The following is a 20,039-nucleotide window of genomic DNA, read 5'->3' on the forward strand; positions in this document are numbered from 1 at the left end:
ATCGACTCAGGCAGCGGATGGCCGGGCGGCACTGCCCGCAACAGGGGTCGAACCAGAATCAGAGACCATGTTAAGCAACTTCACGCCGGCCATCTCGAAACTGTCCACAATCTCATTGGTCCGTGTTTGCAGTACTGCATGGAACATGAGCAGAGGGATAGCCGACATCAGACCGAAGGCTGTGGTATTCATGGCCACTGAAATACTCTCGGACAGCAAGCTGGCTTTCTGGGAAGGGTCTGCCGCAGCCACTGCGGTAAACGCCGCAATAAGACCAATAATGGTTCCCAGCAGGCCAAGCAGAGTGGCGATATTGGCAAGGGTCGCCAGGTATTGGGTGCGTTTCTCCAGGCGCGGCAGTACTTCCATCAAGCCTTCTTCCATGGCGCATTCAATATCCTCTCGCCGGCTGTTGCTAAGCAACCGGCCGATCCCGGCGCCGATGATCGAGGCAATCGCACTATCGGAATTAGTGGCCGCTTTCATGGCCCGCTGATAATCCCGCTTCCTGAGTAGCGGCAGGATGCCTTGCTCGAAGGCAATCCGGTTGCGCCGTCTCATCGCCGAGAGATAGAAGAACCGTTCCAGAGTGATGGCCAGCCCCAACGCCAGTACGATGGCAATGGGGTACATGAAAGGCCCGCCTTCCTGGAAAAAACGTACGATGGTGTCCAGCATGATTATTCTCCCGTTATTACTGCGCAGTCACCGCTGAGCCCCCAAGGGGACTCAGGATCAGAGGGTTGAGGTTTTCTCGGAACAGACGGTGTCGCTCCAGGGCGACCGGATCAGCCGGACGCACCAGTTCCGGCGCTTCATCATTCAGATCTGCCCTTGGTCTCCGTGGCAAGCTTGGCGCCTGCCAGGGCAATATGTAGAGTACCCGGGGCTCGTCTTCGCCAAGACTTGCAGACAGGCCTTCAACACTGAGCCGGACCGTGTCACCCTGATCCGCCTGTACCGGCGTAATAACCAGTATCTGAAGGCCTGCAAACACCAGTGCGGCAAAGACAGCTTTGGCGGCTTTTTGGATTTCAACCATTTATTCCAGCCTCCGTTCCAGATCCGCAATCCAGCCGGCCACTTGTTGGTCGTCTTCTTCCGTCAGCTCCCGGTAACGGCTGTAATGCACAAGGGCTGTTTCCAGATCCAGCAGATAGAGTTCAGCGATTACCGCCAAATTGAAATGCAGCTCCGCCACATCTGGTGAATGGACGAGGCCTGCTTTCAACAACTTGGCCGCTTCTGCGAACCGGTGCTGGTCCTTGAGCACGAGCGCCAGATTGTTCACGGTTACAGCGTTGGTCGGGTCCAACTCCACGGCTTTTTTCCAGGCCTTTACAGCCGTCCCTTTCCGGCCCTCTTCGAAAGCCGTGCGACCTTCTTTTTCAAACTTTGCGGCCAGTTCCGGATCCGTCTTGACGGATTCCTCGGGCTGCCGGATTTCCTGACCGGCACAACCACCCAGCACCAAGAGCAAAAGGAGTACTGAGCGCAGTGCTGTTTTAGGAAATGGATTAAACGCCATCTTTCGACCTCATGTTCCAACTGAGCCATTTGACGCTTCGCTCGTAACGGCCCGGATGCAGTTCCGCAAGAACGCCAAGGCTTCGCCCGATCCAGGCATCGTAGCCTTCCGATGCGATCCGGCGGTGGTTTTCGGTGTGCAGTTGAATCGCCTTTTCTTCGAAAGGGTAAGCCTCCTCTTCCAGCAACATCTGGTACTGCATGGCCTCAAGCTCATTCAGGTCCGAAGGGATGGTTGAGGTCATCAGGTCTTTGGCCAGGCCCCGGTAGAGCTCTGCCCTGCGGAACAAAGACTCAGACAGAACGCGCGCTCCACCGAGGGCTTCGGCATCGAGAAATCGCTGTCTGGCCGCTTCCAGGGCCTTCTGTTTGCGGTCCAATGATTGTTCCAGAGGCTGGCTCAGGCTGATACTGGTGAACACCGCTGCTGCCCGGGCGCCAAGCACCAGGGATGCACGGGATGACCACTCAAGTGTGTCTGCACTGTGCCAGGCACTGTCCAGCTCTGCCTGAACCAGGGCTTCCCGCCAGGAGTCCGGATCGTCACCCGTCTCTACCAGGCGATAACGGAATGTCTGAAGCCGCTCATGCTCAGATCCGTCGGCAGCTTCCGGACCCGTTGCAAGGTAATCCACGTACAGGGCATTCCGTTCGGCAATATTTCCGGCCTCATTCAGCAATTCTGCGGCGCGCATCCGCAGGCCCCAGGGGTTGGCGCTATTGTCAGCGGCCTGAAGTAATTCTGATGCAGCCCGGGTTGGTTTATCGGACTGAATCCAGGCATGTACCAGCTTGTCACTGATACCCGCAGCCAGTTCGTGTTGCGGGTGGTCGGCACGAAACTCCTGCAGGTCCGCCACAGCGGCTGCCCAGTCTGATGCCTTCAGCAAGGTATTGGCGGCGTCGTACCGTGCCCGAATGGCGATTTCCGAGCCGGGTAACACTGAATCAACCCGCCGGAAGTGACCTACAGCCTCTCTGAACCTGCCGCGAGCGGCTGCCATCTCTCCCTGGCGATAGACCGCCGTCGCCAGTTGCCGGCGAACGGCCGCCCGCTGTTCGTCGGTCACATCTTCTAGCTGATCGCCCTCCGCAAGATCCAGCGCCTGATTCCAGGCCCGCTCTGCCAACCCATACTCACCTTCCTTCTGGCGAATCCGGGCCGTCACCTGCCAGGCTGTATATTGCTCCGCCGGCGATGCCCCGGCTGCCGTGAGAACCTGCGACGCGTAATGCAGTGCCCGCTCATGGTTGCCTACTGCAAGCCAGCGGGAGCCCAGATCCGCCATGAGGCCTGAAATCCGGGCATCATCGGCGAAACGCTTTTCAAAGCGATTGGCCTCGTTTGATAGATCCTGCAGTTCGGGCCTGAATTCAGCAGTCGGGAGCTTTTGGTCGACACCATCTCTTAACAGGATGACTGCGGCCCAGGCAGCATCAGCCGCCTCGTTGTAACCGGGCGCTTCGTAGGCAGCCTTTCGAAAGTTCACCAGCGCCTTCGCAAACTGCCCTGCCTGAAGTCGAGCATCTCCGGCTAGGCGCAGGATCTCTCCACTCTGAGCTACCCTGGGCGACAGTCCTTCATAGTAGGCAGCGGCAATTGCAAAGGCCTTACCGGAAGCTGCAACCTGCCCCTGTTCCGCCGCGCGGCCACCCAGGTCATAGTGATAGTCGGCCAGGCGCTTGCTGTAACTCCGCCATTTGTCGCTCTGGTCCCCACTCAGCTCAGCAAAGGCCGATTCCGCCCCATAAGTCTCAACGAATCGAGCCCGGGCAGCGCGAACCTGCTCAACGTCACCGGCTGTCTGCCAGACATCCACCACCTGCAACAGGAAGGCTGGAACCGAGTTGTGATTGGGAGAATACTCAATGAAGGCCGTGTTGGCTGCGACACTGCCCCGGGTGTCTCCAAGGATGGCGTAATAGTCAGCGAGGCGGTCAAACAGAAGATGCTCCCAGGGACGCGGCCGTTCTCTATCCAGCCAGGAAATCAGGGTGTCCGGGCCACTGTTTCGTGCGGCCATCAATGCCAGGACACGAAAGGTATCGTCGATGGTATCAACGCTGGACTCACTGACCGACTCCAGGCTCTGTTCCTGCGGCAAAAACTCATCCAGAACCTCAACGAAGGTTGCGGCAGCCCTGTTCCAGGCAGACGGCCCCTGCTTGAACTGGCTCCAACCAAGCATGTATCTGGCCGTTGTGCTGAACTCTTCGCTGTCATCAGATGTAACCAGGTGCCGGTAGCCGTTTTCTGCCTCGGCGTATTGGCCAGCGGCAAAGGCGGATTCTGCCAATCGGAACCTTGCCTCCGGTACCAGAGGCGATTGAGGGTATAGCCCGATCAGCTGTTTCAGCCTCTGGATAGACGCATCCTGTTGTCCTGTCAGGGCATGGGCCTTGGCCATCTGGTAAAGCAGTTCATCCAGCCGGCCACCATAGGAGCCGCGCTCCAGAATCGACTCGTAACTGCTGATTGCCTCGCTGTAGACCCTTTCCTCTTCAGCCGGAGAGAACCCGATATCTTCACCTGAACGATCCCGGATATTGCTCAGACGGTTAAGGGCATCAATCCTCACCTCCGGTTCGTCAGATGTCCGGAACAGGCGGTGATAACGCCGGGCAACTTCCGAGGGCGAGATAGCCGGCATGGGCCGGCTTTCAAAGGTCAGGAAAACCGGACGCATATCCCCGATGGTCTCGCCGTCCCTGCCCAGCTCCACACGGAAGGACTCCTGAGCCATAGCCGGCGCAACCAGAAGCAGGGAGAGACAGAGGCTCTGGATCGGCCGGATCATGGCTTTGTTTCCTCCAGATTCTGGAGGGCAAGATATTCATACAGGTGAGCAATCTGTTGTTCAGTTTTGTCCAGTGCAAAGGCCATCTGCCGGTCCCTGGCCTCGACATAATCCAGAGCCAGGTCGTCCAGCGCCGCTTCAGATGCCTTGAGCAACTGGTTAATAGACGAAGCCAGCGCTTCATTGCGCTCTGTCAGCACGGCAGCTGTGTGACGTAAACGTTCCAGGATTTCAGGTTGCCCCGATGCATTGCTCCTGACCTGATTCAACCGCGTCTGGGCGTCCGAGAGGGTTTTCCGGAGGGCCTGGATACGGGCTTGCCCGCCAGGACTGGCGTTATCCGCGAGCCGCTGCAGCCGTGCACCGAGCTCTTCACCTTTAGCAATCAGATCAGCTGTGCGTTGCCTGGAGCCCTGCTCCTGAATGCCGACCAGCTGTTCGGTCAGCGCTTCCTGAAATACCTCAAGGTCGTGCCCATAACGTTCCAGTTTCGCGGCCATCAAGCGAAGAGCTGCCACCCTCCCCGCAGCGGTCTGGGCATTCGTCTCTTCCAGGAACCCCAGGAGGTAGGCCATCCGCGGCTGGGTCAGTGTGCGGCTGTCTGCAAGAAACCAGTCGATCCCGGTTTCCCGGGCATCTTCCACCAGGGTTTTGTAGGCCCCTTGTTCGCGAATCTTCCCCGCCAGTTTGCGGAGAGTCACTCGTTCACTCTCAAAGGCGGCGTTGGCGGCCAGATAGGCTTCACCGGCCTGCCCCAGATAGCCGGAAAGGTCGTAGCCCCTGCCCATGCCAATCCAGGCGTCAGCGACACCGGGGTACGCCAGAGGATACTTCCGGGCCCGATGCCAGCTCTGCATCGCGGCCCGATGATTGCCTCTTTCAGCCAGGGCGAGACCATGAAGATAAAGTGCCCTGGGGATGTTAAAGCTATCGAGATCGACCTTCTCCAGGAAGCTTATCGCCTTGTCAAACTCGCCGTGCTGGTAAGCAAGGTAGCCCGCCCGAACCAGCAGATTATTCTTCAGGTGCTCGCTGCGGCCGGAATTGTCGTCGCCCTCGGACATGGCTAACGCTACCCGCAAAGCAACCAGCGCCCTGGCCGGGTTAAGATCGGTTTTCGCGTAATCGCTGGCAAGATTGAGGTATCCCAGAGCCGCCCAGTAGCCTTCTTTCATTCCGGCCAGGATTCGCCCGGCCGCATCGGTACGACCCTCAGCTCTTGCCTTTTCCGCGGCTTCGAAGAGCGCTTGCTGTCGGCCATCACCAAGGTTGACGCCAACATCCCCGGCCTGTCGGAATTCCGTTAGGCCAGAACGAAGTTCGTCCGGCATTGACGACGTAGCCGCCAAGGTAAACCCGCAGACAGTCAGAAGGACCGGAACCAGCAGGACCCGCAACACCATGACGCCCTACTCCCACTCCACGAAAGAAACCCGGGGTTCGTAATCGGGAGCCCGGGCTTCAAGGCTCAATTGCAGACGCAGAACGCCGGGGCGTTTTCTGAACCGGTGCGTGGATTCCCGACGCACAAAATCATCGTCGGCAGAGCGAGCGGTAATGACCGTTTTCAACTCATGCTCGCCGTTTTGCAGATTCCCGGTGAACAACTGCTGTATTCCGCCCCGTTCAAGTGAAGCCCGCTCTCTGTCGGAATACAGGTGGGAGGCCACTGGCTGGCCATTCACAAACAGCTCGACGGAATCGAGATCGAGGGCATCCCGGCTTTGAAGTGTCAGAAAAACTGCCAGCCGGGTATTGGCTGGGTGCAGCACCTTTTGTTCGAGGGCAAACACGCGCTCGGAGTGACTGGCGACCTCGGCGCTCAGGCGTTCGAGCTCTTCATCAAGCCCGGCCTCTGGTATTGCTGGAGCGGTCAGCAATGCAAGAATAACGGATCCGATGGCCACTACCCTTCGATGTGCTATCCGGCGCCTTTGTGTTTGTTGTGTGCCGAACATAAGCCTCCTGCCTTTGCAGCCTCTGTAACTCATGAAAACTTCTGTAACAGATCGGCAGAAAGCGTAACACTTGGTAACCGCCAAGAACGGTATCCAGATCACCAAATGAAAAACGCGAGTTCGGCAGTTCGAAATTGAGAAGAGTGTCGAGTTATTTGACGGTATTCAGGAGGGGAGAAAAATCAGAACCCGGAATTCGCGTAACTGGATTTTTAAACGACTGTTTTAACAGCCTTTAATCCAACTGGCCCTGTATTTGCTCTCTGGAAAGCGGCGGGAAAGCCTTCAGGCAACCCCGCTTGATATGCCGAGCTTTGCCGATGCCCTCAACCGCATCGGCTTTTTTTATTTACTCAGTTGCTTCATGGCCGATTCGAGGCCTTCAACCGTTAGCGGGTACATGTGGTCGTTAACGAGTTGCTTCGTCATTCCCAACGATCCCCCATTGCCCCAATAACTCTCCGGGAGCGGATTAATCCACACAACCTTCCGGAAATGTTCGGTGATGCGCTGGAACCACGTGGCGCCCGCTTCCTCATTCCAGTGCTCGATGGAGCCACCGGGGTGGGAGATCTCGTAGGGAGCCATCGTTGCGTCACCCACAAAGATCACCTTGTAGTCGGGCGTGTACTTGTGAAGGATGTCCCAGGTGCTGGTGGTTTCGTTCATGCGGCGGATATTGTTCTTCCAGACACTCTCATAGATGAAATTGTGGAAGTAAAAATATTCCATATGCTTGAACTCTAGCCGGGCAGCAGAAAACAGTTCCTCGCACACTCGGACGTGGGGGTCCATGGAACCGCCGACATCAAAGAAGATCAGCACCTTCACCGCATTGTGTCGTTCGGGCACCATTTTCAGGTCCAGATAGCCGGCATTGCGAGCAGTCGAACGGATGGTGTCATCCATATCCAGCTGGTCCGCCGCGCCCTGGCGGGCGAACTTCCGCAGTCGGCGCAGCGCCACCTTGATGTTGCGGATGCCCAGGGTCACGCTGTCGTCGAGATCCTTGAATTCGCGCTTTTCCCAGACTTTCACGGCCCTGCCGTGACGACCATTCTTCTGGCCGATCCGGAACCCCTCCGGGTTGTAACCGTTAGCTCCAAAGGGTGAAGTACCGCCGGTACCGATCCATTTGTTCCCGCCAGCGTGACGCTCCTGCTGCTCCTCCATCCGCTTTTTGAAGGTCTCAATCAGCTCCTCCAGGCCTCCGAGAGAATCGATCTTTGCCTTCTCTTCCTCAGACAGGTGCTTCTCGAACTCGGCCCGCAACCAGTCGTCCGGAATCAGGGCTTCAAGCAGGTCGTCGAGATTCTCGATTCCTTCAAAGTAAGCCTGGAACGCGCGGTCAAACTTGTCGAAGTGGCGCTCGTCCTTGACGAGGCAAAGACGGGACAGGTAATAGAACTCCTCCATATCCGCAAAGGCAAGCCGTTTCTGCAGGGCTTCCAGAAGGTCCAGAAACTCTCTCAGGCTGGCAGGCACTCTCGCGCGCCGGACTTCAAGAAAAAAATCAATCAACATAAAACGTGACTCTTGCCAATGAGCTTGCCGAGAATCAGCTGCGACGACGGGCCATGAAAGCGAGCTTCTGCAGCAGGTGCACATCCTGCTCGTTCTTCACCAGGGCCCCGTAAAGCGGTGGCAGCGCCGAGCTGGTATCCTTCTCCTGCAACATTTTCGCAGACAGCTCATCCGCCATCAGCAGTTTCAGCCAGTCAATCAGCTCCGAGGTAGACGGTTTCTTCTTCAGGCCCGGCACCTTACGCACATCAAAGAAAACCTCCAGGGCATCGCGAACGATTTCCTGCTGCAAGCCCGGGAAATGTACGTCCACGATATTCTGCATGGTGTCGTGGTCCGGGAAGCTGATGTAGTGGAAGAAACACCGGCGCAGGAAGGCATCCGGCAATTCCTTCTCGTTGTTACTGGTGATCACCACGATCGGACGCTTCTTTGCCTTTACGGACTGCTGGGTCTCGTAGACGAAGAACTCCATCCGGTCGAGTTCCAGCAACAAGTCATTGGGGAATTCGATATCGGCCTTGTCAATCTCGTCGATCAGCAGCACCACCTGCTCGTCCGCCTCGAAGGCCTCCCAGAGCTTGCCCTTGACGATGTAGTTGCTGATGTCCTTGACCTTTTCATCGCCCAGCTGGGAATCCCGCAGACGGGAAACCGCATCGTATTCGTAGAGACCCTGCTGTGCCTTGGTGGTGGACTTGATGTGCCAGGGAATAAGCTTCATGCCCAGGCCGGCGGCCATTTCCTCCGCCAGCAGGGTTTTCCCGGTGCCCGGCTCGCCTTTGATCAACAGCGGGCGCTGAAGCGCAATTGCTGCGTTGACGGCCATTTGCAGGTCATCGGTGGCTACGTACTTTTCGGTACCGGTAAACTTCATGCTCTGGTTCCTGTTGGTTACTTTTTCTGGTCTTTCTGATCAGGCTTTTTCTTTGAATCGTCTTCGGGCAATCCGGACTCATCCTGATCATAATCGGGTAAATCGTCGAACTCGGACAAATCGAAATCCTCAAGCCCGAACTCTTCCTCGTCATCTTCTTCCGGCTCATCAGCGTCGGAGGGATCGGCGACATCCTCTAACTCAGGGATATCCTCATCCGTCTCTGCAGGCTCTTCTTCCACCGGCGTATCGGCCACCGGGATGTCCTCTTCCAGGTCATCGGCCGATTCCATCCCGGATTCAGAAAGCGCTTCATCTTCCGCTTTCAGAGTGGCCTCATGCTCATCAATCACGGCTTCCAGCTCGGACATATCATCTTCTGGCGCCTCCTCGGTGACCTCCGGAATCTCCTCGGTCTCGGCATCCTCGTCCGGCTGAAGGCTCTCCTCCAGATCGACGCTAGCTTCTGGCTCGGGTTCCGGCTCAGTTATCTCCTCAGGCTCTGGTTGGGGCTCCTCCTGCAGGTCCTCAAGCGTTTCTCGTTCTGCGGCGGCCTCTGCCTGCTCCTGCTGGCGTTGCTTCCGCTGTCGAAATGCAAACCACACCAGGCCGCCGATCAGAACCACACCACCGCCAGCTGCTGCGACCATCCACAAGGGTACTGCAAAGGCGGTTTCCGTATCTTCCGACTGCTCAGGCGCCGGCTCAGGCTCCTGTGCCGGCGGCGTCACCGGCTCCTCTGCCTGGCTTACATCGATGGGCGATGATATCGCAGGTTCAGGCTCGGATTGCTCGGGCTCGGATACGGGCGGCTCCGGCTCAGATTGCTCGGAGGCGGGCTCCGATTCAATTACCTCGGGCTCCACCTGTTCAAATGGCTGATCGGCAGGTTCCGTCCCTTCAGGCACTGTGAAGCCGACAGTCGCACTGAACTTGCGGCTGAAGGTCTGGCCGTCGGCAACGACATCAAAGGTATAGAGGCCAGCAGCTGGCAATCGACTCACCGTATCCCGATAGGTGCCATCTGCCGGTGGCTGCTCACCAGACAATACTTTGGTTCCGCTGCGGCCATCTTCCGAGGTGATACTGAGGCTGACCTCAATCACACCCAGAAAATCAGAATTGCTGATTCTCTCCCCTTCCTCGAAAAAACCAACCCGGATGTTCAGCGGGTCCTCTGCGGTAAACGACGGTGGTAGTGGATTAACCACCATCCTGAGATCGCTGACCACCGTTACCCGGCTGCCCTCGCCCAACTCGCCATTGATACGCCATTGCCCGGCCAACGGCTCATTGACCGTGATCAGGTCATAGCCCGCTTCCCTGGCCCAGCGGACATTATCGGGAAATTCAGAAAGATTGACGGTCTGTTCATCCGGGCGCACCAGGGCAAGCTCCCGTGTTGCCGAGGTCTCGGACTCGCCCCAGAAAATCAGGGCGGTAAATTCACTGACTCCCTCGTCTACAGTGAAACCGTTGCCCTCAATCGGAATCTGCTCCTGGGGTACCGCGGTGTTCAGGGCCTGGAGAAACGCCAGGTTCAGTGCATCCGCCGTATCGGCCACCTGGAAACGGCCACCGGATTCCGTCGCCAACGCCTTCAGAAAGTCAGTATCGGCAGCCTCTGACAGGGCTACAGGGTGAAACGTGGCGCCCCGCTCGATGAGATCCGTCACAATCGTGTCCAGAATCCGTTTTTCTTCTGCCGTATTGGCGGCGGCATCGTCGGAGATATCGACCTTGCCATCAGTTAGCAGGATAAAGTGGGTCTGCCCCAGATCGCCATCCGTGAAATAGTCATCGCTTGCCGTCTCAATAGCCGCGCCAAGGTTGGTTCTGAGGGCAACGGAATTGATCTGCGCGGAACGCTGGATGGCCATATCCCGCCAGGTATCGGTCACCTCCTGGTGCGGCACCAGCATGTTGACGTACTGTCCGAACGTCCAGACACCGGCACTGGCTCCCTCTGGCAACAGCCGGGCGAGCAAACGAACGGCAGGTTGACGCAGATTCTCCGGATCGGTCTCTTTCATGGAACCCGAGATATCGACAATGATCCGCACGTCCGACTGTTCTGGCAGTTGAACGTCGTCGCTCTCCTGGGCGCCAAGCCCGCCAGACAAGCTGAGCGCGAGAAAAGCCGCGAACAGGCCCAACCATCTCGATGTCATCTCTCTCAAGGCATCCATCCTTTTATTGTTTTCCCGATTTACTTGCGAACCAGGCGGTAACGAACCAGATCCAGTACCCAGACCAGCAACATTACCAATCCAGCCAGACCGAGATTGAACAGCGCCCGGCCTGAAGCGTCGGCGTCGCCGAGAATCATTTCGTAACCGCCAAACAGCCAGGCCGGAATCCACCAGCCGGCCAGTTCCGGCGACTCCACCGGGGTAAGCAGCAAGGCCACCAGGGCGGCAAGAATCAGGGTACGAACCCCGTAAAACGGAAGGAAACGCACAAGGCTCTTCATCATGTAAAAGAATACGACAAAGGCGATGGCGTAGGCGGCCCAGAATATCCCGTAGGCCAGTTGTGCATCAGTATCAATCATTACAGGATCCAGTGAATGATGTGTTCTTCCCAGTCTTCTTCCGGCACGCGGTCCTCTGAGATGACCTTGTGGCGAATCGAAACACCTGCCTCGTGTACGGAGCCCGGATCCCCGCTTCGCAGAGGATGCCAGTCGGCCAGCGGCCGGTCTTCAGCCAACGTTCGGTAGGCGCAGGTATATGGCAACCAATGGTAGTCGCTGACGGTATCCGGTGTCAGCACTGTGCAGCCCGGCACTTTCTTTAGCCGTTCTTCATAAACGGTGCACTGGCACGTTTCCTCGTCCATGTAACGGCAGACAAGGTCGGTGTGGTAAACCTCACCGGTGTCCTCGTCTTCCAGTTTGTTGAGGCAACACTTGCCGCAACCGTCACAGAGAGACTCCCATTCCTGCGCCGTCATCTCATTCAGGCGTTTACGCTGCCAGAACGGCACCTGGGCAATCATGGATTGCGCTGCTCCAGCTTACGCTTGAAGTCCACCACATAGCTTTCCTGCTCTTCCGGCATCTGCAGAAAAAAGTCCTTCTCGTCGATCGCTTCCAGAACCTGCTTTCCAGTGGTTCGTGCCAGCTTACGGTCGGGTGTCAGCACGAGGTCCATGGAGTGGACCGGCTGCCCGAAGATACCCCGGAGGCTCTCGGGAAGATCCTCCCAGTTCTGGCCGCGGCGAACGAAAAGGTAGGTGTCGTTCTTCTTGCTGCTGCGGAAAACGGAAACGAACTCTCGCTCTTTCATGACTTCAGCAATTCCTCGATATCAGCGCGAACCGGCGCGAGAACTTGCGCCCGCCAGCCCTGGAAAAATTCATGTTTCGCCAGATCGGGATGCTGCACAACCTTCTCAAGACGCTTCCTGGGCGCCAGCAATTCCATCGGAATATCAGCATCTTCTGAAGCTTTCCTGAAAAGACGCTTTAACTGTTTGAAGAAGCCCTGCTGATCCCGTGACAATGGTGGCGCGATCCTCTCAAGGGAGGAATTATCCGCGGTCGCCCCCCGGCTAACAAGCTCAAGGATGGTTTCACCGTATCGGCGGACAGCGCCGGAAGGGACACCCTGAATGTTGGAAAGCTCCTTGAGTGAACCGGGCAGCCTTTCCGCAATGGCAATCAATAGAGGGTCAGCCAGCACCCTGTTCCTCGGCCGGTCCCGCCGCTGACATTCCAGTTCGCGCCAACGAACCAGTTCTCTGAGCACCCCCTGCTGCTGGGCAGAAAGCGTCCAGCCTCCGCGCAGCTTCAGGTAATGGTTGTCCGGATCTTCCTGCCCCGCCAGCTCATCGGCAAAACGAGCCGACTCCTCCACGAGGGCCGCCTCTAGCCCGCGATCACGCAATAATTGGCTAACCCACTGGTACATCGGCTCCAGAAAACGGATATCGTCAATCGCATAGCGTTGCTGGGCGTCGCTCAATGGTCTTGCCAGCCAGTCGGAGCGGGTGGCGGACTTGTCCAGCGTCTCGCCAAAAAGAGTTTCCACCAGCCTGGCGTAACCGAGGGAAAACCCGGCTCCGGCCATTGCAGCACCAATTTGAAGGTCTATCACACCGGCAGGCTCAATGTTGAGCCACTGGCGGAACAATTCCAGGTCTTCGCTCATGGCGTACAGGAGCTTAGGGGTGCCCGGATCTGCCAGTATTTCCCGGAAACGTCGGGATTTCTCCGCAACGGAAGGGTCCACCAGGCAGAACTCACCACCAAGTCCCAGCTGAACGAGGCCCGGAATCGGATAGAAGGTGTTTACCCTCTCGAATTCAGTGTCCAGAGACAGAGGTTTGCCAGGTGATCGTTCCAGCCATTGGTCCAGCGCCTGCGGCTCCCGGACCCAATGAATGCTGGCCGGGGCCGGGGGAACGTCAACAGCCATCGAGGCGTGGGCAGAAATATCCATAAACGTGCCTGGTAGGATTATTTGTTCTGGTTCAATCGGAGAGCGGCTTGCGGCCACGGAATGCGTGCGTCAGGGTAAATCCGTCAACATAGCCCAGCTCGCCACCCACCGGAATGCCATGGGCCAGCCGGGTAATCAGGATCCCCTGGCCATCAAGACGATCCGCTATGTAGTGGGCGGTAGCCTCGCCTTCCACGGTCGGGTTGGTCGCCAGGATCAGTTCCGTAACACCTTCATCGCGGATCCGTTTCAGCAGGCGTTCGATGCCGATTTCTTCAGGCCCCACGCCATCGATGGGCGACAGGTGTCCCATCAGGACAAAATAACCACCCCGGTAATCACCCGCCTGCTCGATGGCCAGCAAATCCGAGGGACTTTCCACCACACACAGCGTCCCGGTGCGGCGCTGAGGATTTTCACAGATGCCGCAGACTTCGGTGTCCGCAAAGTTCTGACAGCTTTCGCAGCGACGTACACCGGTCATGGCCTGGCTCAATGCCTCGGAAAGCCGGGTACCGCCCGAGCGGCCACGCTCGAGCAAATGGAAAGCCATGCGCTGGGCAGTTTTCTGACCAACACCGGGGAGGCAACGAAGGGATTCTACAAGCTCATCAACCAGCGGGCTGAACGCCATGAAAGGTCCTCAAACGACGGCAGGGTAAAATTCAGAACGGCATTTTGAAGCCGGGTGGCAGGCCCATGCCCGACATCATACCGGACATCTTCTCCTTCTGGTTTTCCTCAACGCGGCGAACGGCATCGTTTACTGCAGCGGCGAGAAGGTCTTCCAGGATGTCCTTTTCCTCTGACATCAGCGATGAGTCGATGTCCACTTTACGAACGTCGTGGCGGCCATTCATGGTAACCTTGACCAGACCGGCACCGGCTTCGCCAGTCACCTCTGCCTTGGCGATTTCCTCCTGGGCCTTCTGCATCTCTTCCTGCATTTTCTGGGCTTTTTTCATCATATCGCCCATATTGTTCATCATAACTTATCTCCTGCTTGTCTCGGCCGGTCGGATACTCTCTTCGACTACCCGCGCCTCGAATCGTTCAACAATAGACTTTACGACCGGATCCTGGCGAATGGACGCCTCCGCCGCTTCCTGGCGGGCCTTCCGCTGGCGTTCCTCATAAGCCGCAGGCGTATGGGGGCCGGGATTACCGTGCTCGGTACGTAACTGAATGGAGTCGCCAAAGCGGTTTCTCAAGGCAGCGAGAATCTTTTCCTCGTGCCGGCTGTTCAGCAGCCGGGCGTGGCCCTCGTCGATTGTCAGGGTAATTACATCCCCATCCCGCGACATGGCGCCGTGACTGGCGAGATTACCGGGCATACCAACAATGCCCAGACTCCGGAAATCCCGGTGCCAGACAAATTCGCCCTCCGGTACAGGCTCTTGCTCAACTGCTGATTCTATCGCTGGTTCGGGCGCTGGCTCCGGCTCCACAAACGCGGGCTCCGGAGCCGGCGCAGGCTGATCAACCGGCTCGTCGGCGACGTCAGGTGGCGGCTCTTCCGTCACCGGCGCGTCATCGCTTAGAGGGTAGTTTTCTTCATATTCTCCAGCTGTCTCGGCCTGGGCATCAAGACTGGCCAGCCAGGATGCATCCTCCTCCGCAACAGGCGGGGCGGCCGGCATTTCGGGCTCGGGCTCATGTGTGGGTTCCGGTTCCGGCTCTGGCTGTGCGGGAGCTTGGCTGGCCTCTCGAACCGGCTCCTCAGCTACTTCCGTCTCCGGCTCAGACTGTGGCTGCTGCGTTTCAGGCTGTTCTGATTCTGCTTCTGGTCTCGGCGCCGGGTCGGGCTCATCCCGTGGCTCGGAGGCGACAGACTGACCACCAGAACTTATAGCGGGCGGCTCTCGCCGGTCAGCACCAGGCCTGAAGGCAAGCATGCGGAGCAGGGTCATTTCGAAACCCATACGTGCATCCGGCGTAATGGTCAGGTCTTTCCGGCCGATCAGTGCAGACTGGTAGAAAAGCTGGGCGTCCTCGGCACTGAGCTTGCGAGCCAGGGCCTGGACTTGCTCGGCATCACCCAGCGCGTTATCGGCACTGCCCGGAACCACCTGCTCCATGGTGACCCGGTGGAAGAGCGACAGCAGATCAGCAAGAATCACACTGTAATCCGGCGCAAAATCGGAAATCCGGCTGATTTCCGACAGCAATGCCGGGCCGTCGCCTTCAACGAGTGCATTCACAATGCGTTCAATATCCCGCTGATCAATGGTCCCCAGCATATTACTGACATCACTGGCGGACAGCTTCTGGTTGCCAAAGGCGATAGCCTGATCGGTGAGGCTCAAGGCATCGCGCATACTGCCGTCCGCAGCCCGGGCCAGGAGCCAAAGGGCCGGTTCCTCAAATGGAATTTCCTCGGCACCCAGTACATGACGCAGGTGGCCTGCGATGTGCTCCGGCGTCATCCGTTTGAGATTAAACTGCAGGCACCGGGAGAGCACTGTGACCGGCAGTTTCTGGGGATCGGTCGTTGCCAGCAGGAACTTGACGTGTTCCGGCGGTTCTTCAAGGGTCTTCAGGAAAGCGTTGAACGATTGGTTCGTCAGCATGTGCACCTCGTCAATGAGGTACACCTTGTAGCGGCCACGCGTGGGCGCATACTGGACGTTATCCGTCAGCTCACGCATATCATCAACGCCGGTCCGGGACGCGGCGTCGATTTCAATCAGATCCACAAACCGGCCTTCCTGAATCTCCTGGCAGCTCGAGCATTCACCACAGGGGTTCGGGGTTACGCCGGTTTCGCAGTTCAGGCAGCGGGCGAGAAGCCGACCAATGGTGGTCTTGCCTACCCCACGGGTACCCGTGAACAGATAGGCGTGATGAAGACGTTGGCTTTCCAGGGCGTGGATCAACGCCTGGAGCACGTGTTCCTGGCCCACCATATCCTCGAAGGTGCGTGGGCGCCATTTACGGGCAAGTACCTGGTAGCTCATGTTCCGCCAACTGCAGTGAAAACGGGTTTAACCTTAGCACGGACGAGGTTTCAGAAGAAGCAAACTTGGTCTCGGAAACGGGCACGCCAGGTCCGGACATAAGTTCATGGCAATCAAGGATAATCAGAAAGATAAAAACGAGAAAGGGAGAGAAAACTGGGGGTGACTCCACCAGCGACACCCCGGCACACAATTCCACCGCTGCGGCTGCTCCCTTCCGGGCCTGACCGGGTTCACGGTTTCATGTTGCGGGGGCACCAATGGAGCCACCATAACGGCGTTTCAGAACAATTCCCTGAAAGCGGCGCGCATATTAACAAAAGGGTTTGCACACTACAATGACAAATCAGCGCGCCCTTCCGCATCGGCATTAGAGGGGCAAGGGCACCTCGTCCTGGCGGAACCAGCAAGCCAGACTGTAACGGGTGCGGTTTGCAGGTAACACCTCGTGCGGAATTTCCTCGCTCATGAACAAAGCCATGCGCCCGGCCTCGGGCAATACGGTTCCGCAAACTTCCTGATCGTTGTCGCGATTGAACACCTGGAGAGCTCCGCCATCGGCTGCTTGCCAATCTTCGTTGAGATACAACACCAGACTGACAACGCGAGACGCCCTGCCCCGGAAGCTGTCCAGGTGCCGCTTGTAGAAATCACCAGGGTGATAGGTCGCATAATGGGTTTCAAATCGCTTCAACCCGAGAAACAGCCTCTGGTTCAACCCCTGGCGAATCGTCTCGAAAAATTCAAACAACGCAGCCTGGGGTGCTGTGACCCCCTGCAACCATGCAATCTTGTCGCGTCGAACCGAGCGGTCACGCACCAGATCATTGCCACGGCCAATGCCGGCTTTTTTCATGGCATCAGTACGATCAAGAATCTGCACTTCCTGCTTCAGCGCCGCCAACAGGTTTTCTCCCAGCCGTGAGCGGACATCGAACGACATCCAACCATGCTCACTGAGTCCCGAAGCCAGTTCGTCCAGCCACTCCTCGGACAACAGCTCACGTTGATCCGGCGCAAGGTCGGTTGACTGAACATCACTGCCTGCCACCGCATCGTAGGCGCTACTCGAGAGGGTGTTCAGGGGATCGTTGATTGGGACTATTACCGGCGTTTCCATCGTCGGGCCTCGTGCTTAATTTGAGCGTATTTTAGGCGCAATTCTCGCCGGAGCGGCAGTTTTAATTTACTCTCTGTGTAGGCAAATACACTTAACCGGTTTCACTCAGCAGATTCCCATTAGCAGATAATCATGTCAGAAAGCAGTAACAGGCCACCGCTCTCGCTATCGCCGGGCCAGTGGTCCTTCACGCGCTGGAAAACGATCGGGCAACTGGAAGCCCTTGAGGTACACCACCCTCTTTTTCAGGCAACCCTGTTTCTCCAGGGGGCCCATTTGGCCAGCTTCAAGCCCCAGGATGAGCCCGATTGGCTGTGGATGAGCCAAACCGCTCGCTACGAACCTGGTCGCGCAATCCGGGGTGGCATTCCGGTCTGCTGGCCCTGGTTCGGGGATCCTGCCCGCAATGCGCCGGAAGTCCGAAAGCGGATCCATACCGACAAAGCCCACGGCTTTGCCAGAACCGCACTCTGGAAACTGGAGGATGTCCGGGAGAACGCGCACGAAGTGGAAATCAGTCTGTCTCTGGATGCCAACGAGGACTTCAGTGATGTCTGGGTCGGCCACGCACTTGCGCTTTTTACGTTCAGCTTTTCTATTCGGGGTTGCCAACTGGCTCTGACCACCACAAATCTGGGGAAAGACCCCCTCGCGTTTACCCAGGCATTCCATACTTATCTGCCAACGAGTGACATAAGCCGCACACGAGTACTGGGCCTCGGAAACAGCCAGTACATCGACACCCTGGATAACTGGGAATACCGCAACCAGGAAGGCCCAGTGTATTTTGACGGAGAGACGGACCGGATCTATGAGAGCGGCGAGCCCCTGACCATCGTCACACCCCGAACCGGCCGCAAACTGACCTCGGTGGGTAGCGATTCGACCGTCGTATGGAACCCGGGGCCAGCGAAAGCGGCAAAACTGTCGGACTTTCCTGGTACGGCCTGGCAGTCCATGCTTTGCGTCGAAACCGCCAATGCCGCCAGCGACTATCGGGTGCTAAATGAAGGACAAAGCCACACATTAGGCGTATTCATCGGAAGGAAATCATGAGCCTGGCATCATTTCTGAAAACCCGACTGGTTCCCGCGGAGCTGGACGAACATATCAACCGCATCCGCAAACCCATTGGAAGCCTGGGCTACGATCCCTGGGGCTATAACAACGAAGCCATCAAATACGGGCTTTCGATTACCAAACAGATTTACGAAAAATACTTCCGGGTGCAGGCTCACGGCGTCGAGAACATTCCCGCCGAGGGTCCGGTGTTGATTATTGCCAATCACAGCGGGCAATTACCCATTGATGGCTTGCTGATCGGTTACGCCCTCGCCTCCCGGGAAAAAGATGCCCGCATTCCAAGAGCAATGATCGAGCGCTTCTTCCCGACTGTGCCCTGGCTGGGAAACCTGCTGAATGAAGTAGGCGCAGTTCTTGGAGACCCGGTCAACTGCGCCAAGATGCTCGCCAACGATGAAGCGGTCATCGTGTTTCCGGAGGGCGTTCGCGGTTCCGGAAAACTCTATCAGGACCGCTACCAGCTCAAGCGTTTCGGCAACGGCTTCATGCACCTGGCCATGAAGTACAAGGCGCCGATCGTGCCAGTTGGTGTGGTGGGCTGCGAGGAGACCATCCCGGCCATCGCCAACATCAAGCCCCTGGCAAAGGCTCTGGGCATCCCTTACGCCCCGGTCGCCATGCCCGTGGTGCTACCGGCAAAGGTACACCTGAATTTCGGAGCCCCCATGTACTTTGACGATCTGGAAATCCCGGAAGAACAGGTCACCGAGCGCGTGGAGAAGGTGAAGTCGGAAATCAGCCGGCTGATCGACAAAGGACTGAGCGAAAGGAAAAGGCTTTTCTGATGACCGAACAACGCAGACCGCACATTCTGATTACCGGTGCCGCCGGCGCCCTCGCCCAGCAGGTTATTGAGCAACTCCGCGACACCTGCGACCTGGTCGCCGTGGATTTTCGGGAACAGGTCTACCTGGGCGACGACATTCCCAGCTACTGTATCGATTTCAACAAAAGGGTTTTCGAGGATCTGTTCCGCCGCTACCAGTTTGATGGCGTGATCCACATGGGCCGGATCATGTCCAGCCAGCTCACCCGGATGCGCCGCTACAACGCCAACGTGCTGGGCACCCAGAAACTCCTGGACCTGAGCCACAAGTACGGCATCAAACGGGTGGTGGTGCTCTCAACCTTCCACGTATACGGCGCCGTGGCCTACAACCCGGCACTCATTGATGAATCTGCCCCGTTGAAAAGTGCGGGGCTCAGTGCCGATCTGATCGACTCGGTTGAGCTGGAAAACCTTGCCAACATCTACCTGTGGCGCTACCCGGAGCTGAACATCACCATCCTGCGGCCCTGCAACATCGTGGGCCCCGGGGTGCGTAATACCATCAGCACGCTGCTGGCCAGTGAACGGGCACCGGTGTTGGCGGGCTTTTCCCCCATGATGCAGTTCATCCATATTGATGACATGGCCGATGCCATTGTACTGGCGTATAAAAAACCGACACGTGGCGTATACAACGTTGCACCGCAGGACTGGGTAGCGTACCAGCACGCGCTGAAGCTCTGCGGCTGCAAACGGATTCCTGTGCCCTCAATTCCGCCGATGGTTCCGAAGATGATCCTCGGCACCCTGAAGCTCAAGAGTTTTCCGTCCTACCTGATGGCATTCTTCAAGTATCCGGTGGTAATCGACGGGCGGGCGTTTGTGAAGGAGTTCGGGTTTGAGCCCAAGCGGCCGCTGAAGGAGATTTTCCGGTTTTATCGGGAGAATAAGAGGCCAGTTTAGGTAAACGCTGGCTACATAA

The 20,039-nt window shown here is 57.5% G+C and carries 20 protein-coding genes and 1 other RNA gene; 3 read left to right on the forward strand and 18 right to left on the reverse strand.

From position 1 onward, the window contains the following. Window positions 1-6: 6 nt before the first annotated feature. The 18 genes from GJU83_RS00840 to GJU83_RS00925 form a co-directional block, all read right to left on the reverse strand. Window positions 7-678, reverse strand: coding sequence for a MotA/TolQ/ExbB proton channel family protein (locus GJU83_RS00840; protein ID WP_069183507.1), 672 nt, complete (start codon window positions 676-678; stop codon window positions 7-9). A 16-nt stretch (window positions 679-694) separates the two neighbouring features. After that, window positions 695-1,042: a hypothetical protein gene (locus GJU83_RS00845; RefSeq protein ID WP_069183506.1), complete on the reverse strand. Its 348-nt coding sequence runs from the start codon at window positions 1,040-1,042 to the stop codon at window positions 695-697. Next, window positions 1,043-1,528: a tetratricopeptide repeat protein gene (locus tag GJU83_RS00850; RefSeq protein WP_069183505.1), complete on the reverse strand. Its 486-nt coding sequence runs from the start codon at window positions 1,526-1,528 to the stop codon at window positions 1,043-1,045. Beyond that, the gene (locus tag GJU83_RS00855; protein ID WP_069183504.1) at window positions 1,518-4,325 is read right to left on the reverse strand and encodes a tetratricopeptide repeat protein; all 2,808 of its coding nucleotides are present in this window, start codon (window positions 4,323-4,325) and stop codon (window positions 1,518-1,520) included. Before GJU83_RS00855 ends, GJU83_RS00850 begins: the two co-directional genes overlap by 11 nt. After that, window positions 4,322-5,728, reverse strand: coding sequence for a hypothetical protein (locus GJU83_RS00860; protein WP_069183503.1), 1,407 nt, complete (start codon window positions 5,726-5,728; stop codon window positions 4,322-4,324). The genes GJU83_RS00855 and GJU83_RS00860 overlap by 4 nt, the downstream gene beginning before the upstream one ends. A gap of 6 nt (window positions 5,729-5,734) precedes the next feature. Next, window positions 5,735-6,283 carry an AraC family transcriptional regulator gene (locus tag GJU83_RS00865; RefSeq protein ID WP_069183502.1) on the reverse strand — a complete coding sequence of 183 codons (549 nt, stop codon included), beginning with the start codon at window positions 6,281-6,283 and terminating at the stop codon, window positions 5,735-5,737. A 345-nt stretch (window positions 6,284-6,628) separates the two neighbouring features. After that, the gene (locus GJU83_RS00870; RefSeq protein WP_069183501.1) at window positions 6,629-7,807 is read right to left on the reverse strand and encodes a vWA domain-containing protein; all 1,179 of its coding nucleotides are present in this window, start codon (window positions 7,805-7,807) and stop codon (window positions 6,629-6,631) included. 34 nt (window positions 7,808-7,841) lie between these two features. Continuing rightward, window positions 7,842-8,684: an AAA family ATPase gene (locus tag GJU83_RS00875; protein ID WP_069183500.1), complete on the reverse strand. Its 843-nt coding sequence runs from the start codon at window positions 8,682-8,684 to the stop codon at window positions 7,842-7,844. A 17-nt stretch (window positions 8,685-8,701) separates the two neighbouring features. Then, window positions 8,702-10,855, reverse strand: a complete 2,154-nt coding sequence (locus tag GJU83_RS00880; RefSeq protein WP_227514496.1) for a VWA domain-containing protein — start codon at window positions 10,853-10,855, stop codon at window positions 8,702-8,704. A gap of 38 nt (window positions 10,856-10,893) precedes the next feature. Continuing rightward, window positions 10,894-11,238: a hypothetical protein gene (locus GJU83_RS00885; RefSeq protein WP_069183498.1), complete on the reverse strand. Its 345-nt coding sequence runs from the start codon at window positions 11,236-11,238 to the stop codon at window positions 10,894-10,896. After that, a complete protein-coding gene (locus GJU83_RS00890) occupies window positions 11,238-11,684 on the reverse strand; it encodes a YcgN family cysteine cluster protein (protein ID WP_069183497.1) in 447 nt (148 codons plus the stop codon). Before GJU83_RS00890 ends, GJU83_RS00885 begins: the two co-directional genes overlap by 1 nt. After that, entirely contained in the window at window positions 11,681-11,974 is a 294-nt protein-coding gene (locus GJU83_RS00895) for a YcgL domain-containing protein (protein WP_069183496.1), read from the reverse strand. Before GJU83_RS00895 ends, GJU83_RS00890 begins: the two co-directional genes overlap by 4 nt. Next, window positions 11,971-13,128 carry a ribonuclease D gene (locus GJU83_RS00900; protein WP_069183495.1) on the reverse strand — a complete coding sequence of 386 codons (1,158 nt, stop codon included), beginning with the start codon at window positions 13,126-13,128 and terminating at the stop codon, window positions 11,971-11,973. Before GJU83_RS00900 ends, GJU83_RS00895 begins: the two co-directional genes overlap by 4 nt. A 31-nt stretch (window positions 13,129-13,159) precedes the next feature. Then, window positions 13,160-13,762 carry a recombination mediator RecR gene (gene recR, locus GJU83_RS00905; RefSeq protein WP_069183494.1) on the reverse strand — a complete coding sequence of 201 codons (603 nt, stop codon included), beginning with the start codon at window positions 13,760-13,762 and terminating at the stop codon, window positions 13,160-13,162. A gap of 31 nt (window positions 13,763-13,793) precedes the next feature. Continuing rightward, window positions 13,794-14,117, reverse strand: coding sequence for a YbaB/EbfC family nucleoid-associated protein (locus GJU83_RS00910; RefSeq protein WP_053115401.1), 324 nt, complete (start codon window positions 14,115-14,117; stop codon window positions 13,794-13,796). A gap of 3 nt (window positions 14,118-14,120) precedes the next feature. Beyond that, complete coding sequence (gene dnaX / locus GJU83_RS00915) at window positions 14,121-16,085, reverse strand: DNA polymerase III subunit gamma/tau (RefSeq protein ID WP_069183493.1); 1,965 nt, start codon at window positions 16,083-16,085, stop codon at window positions 14,121-14,123. Between the two features lie 166 nt (window positions 16,086-16,251). Next, an RNA gene (gene ffs / locus GJU83_RS00920) (signal recognition particle sRNA small type) lies at window positions 16,252-16,348 on the reverse strand. Window positions 16,349-16,455: 107 nt separating this feature from the next. Next, a complete protein-coding gene (locus tag GJU83_RS00925) occupies window positions 16,456-17,205 on the reverse strand; it encodes a 2OG-Fe(II) oxygenase (protein WP_069183492.1) in 750 nt (249 codons plus the stop codon). A gap of 132 nt (window positions 17,206-17,337) precedes the next feature. Here GJU83_RS00925 and GJU83_RS00930 point away from each other — a divergent pair, with 132 nt between their 5' ends. The 3 genes from GJU83_RS00930 to GJU83_RS00940 are packed head-to-tail and all read left to right on the forward strand — an operon-like array spanning window position 17,338 to window position 20,020. Continuing rightward, window positions 17,338-18,261, forward strand: a complete 924-nt coding sequence (locus GJU83_RS00930) for a D-hexose-6-phosphate mutarotase (protein ID WP_069183491.1) — start codon at window positions 17,338-17,340, stop codon at window positions 18,259-18,261. After that, window positions 18,258-19,073: a lysophospholipid acyltransferase family protein gene (locus GJU83_RS00935; RefSeq protein WP_069183490.1), complete on the forward strand. Its 816-nt coding sequence runs from the start codon at window positions 18,258-18,260 to the stop codon at window positions 19,071-19,073. Before GJU83_RS00930 ends, GJU83_RS00935 begins: the two co-directional genes overlap by 4 nt. Beyond that, complete coding sequence (locus GJU83_RS00940) at window positions 19,073-20,020, forward strand: SDR family oxidoreductase (RefSeq protein WP_069183489.1); 948 nt, start codon at window positions 19,073-19,075, stop codon at window positions 20,018-20,020. Before GJU83_RS00935 ends, GJU83_RS00940 begins: the two co-directional genes overlap by 1 nt. The last annotated feature ends 19 nt before the right edge of the window (window positions 20,021-20,039 follow it).

It is taken from the genome of Marinobacter salsuginis (genome assembly GCF_009617755.1).
Classification (GTDB): Bacteria; Pseudomonadota; Gammaproteobacteria; order Pseudomonadales; family Oleiphilaceae; genus Marinobacter; species Marinobacter salsuginis.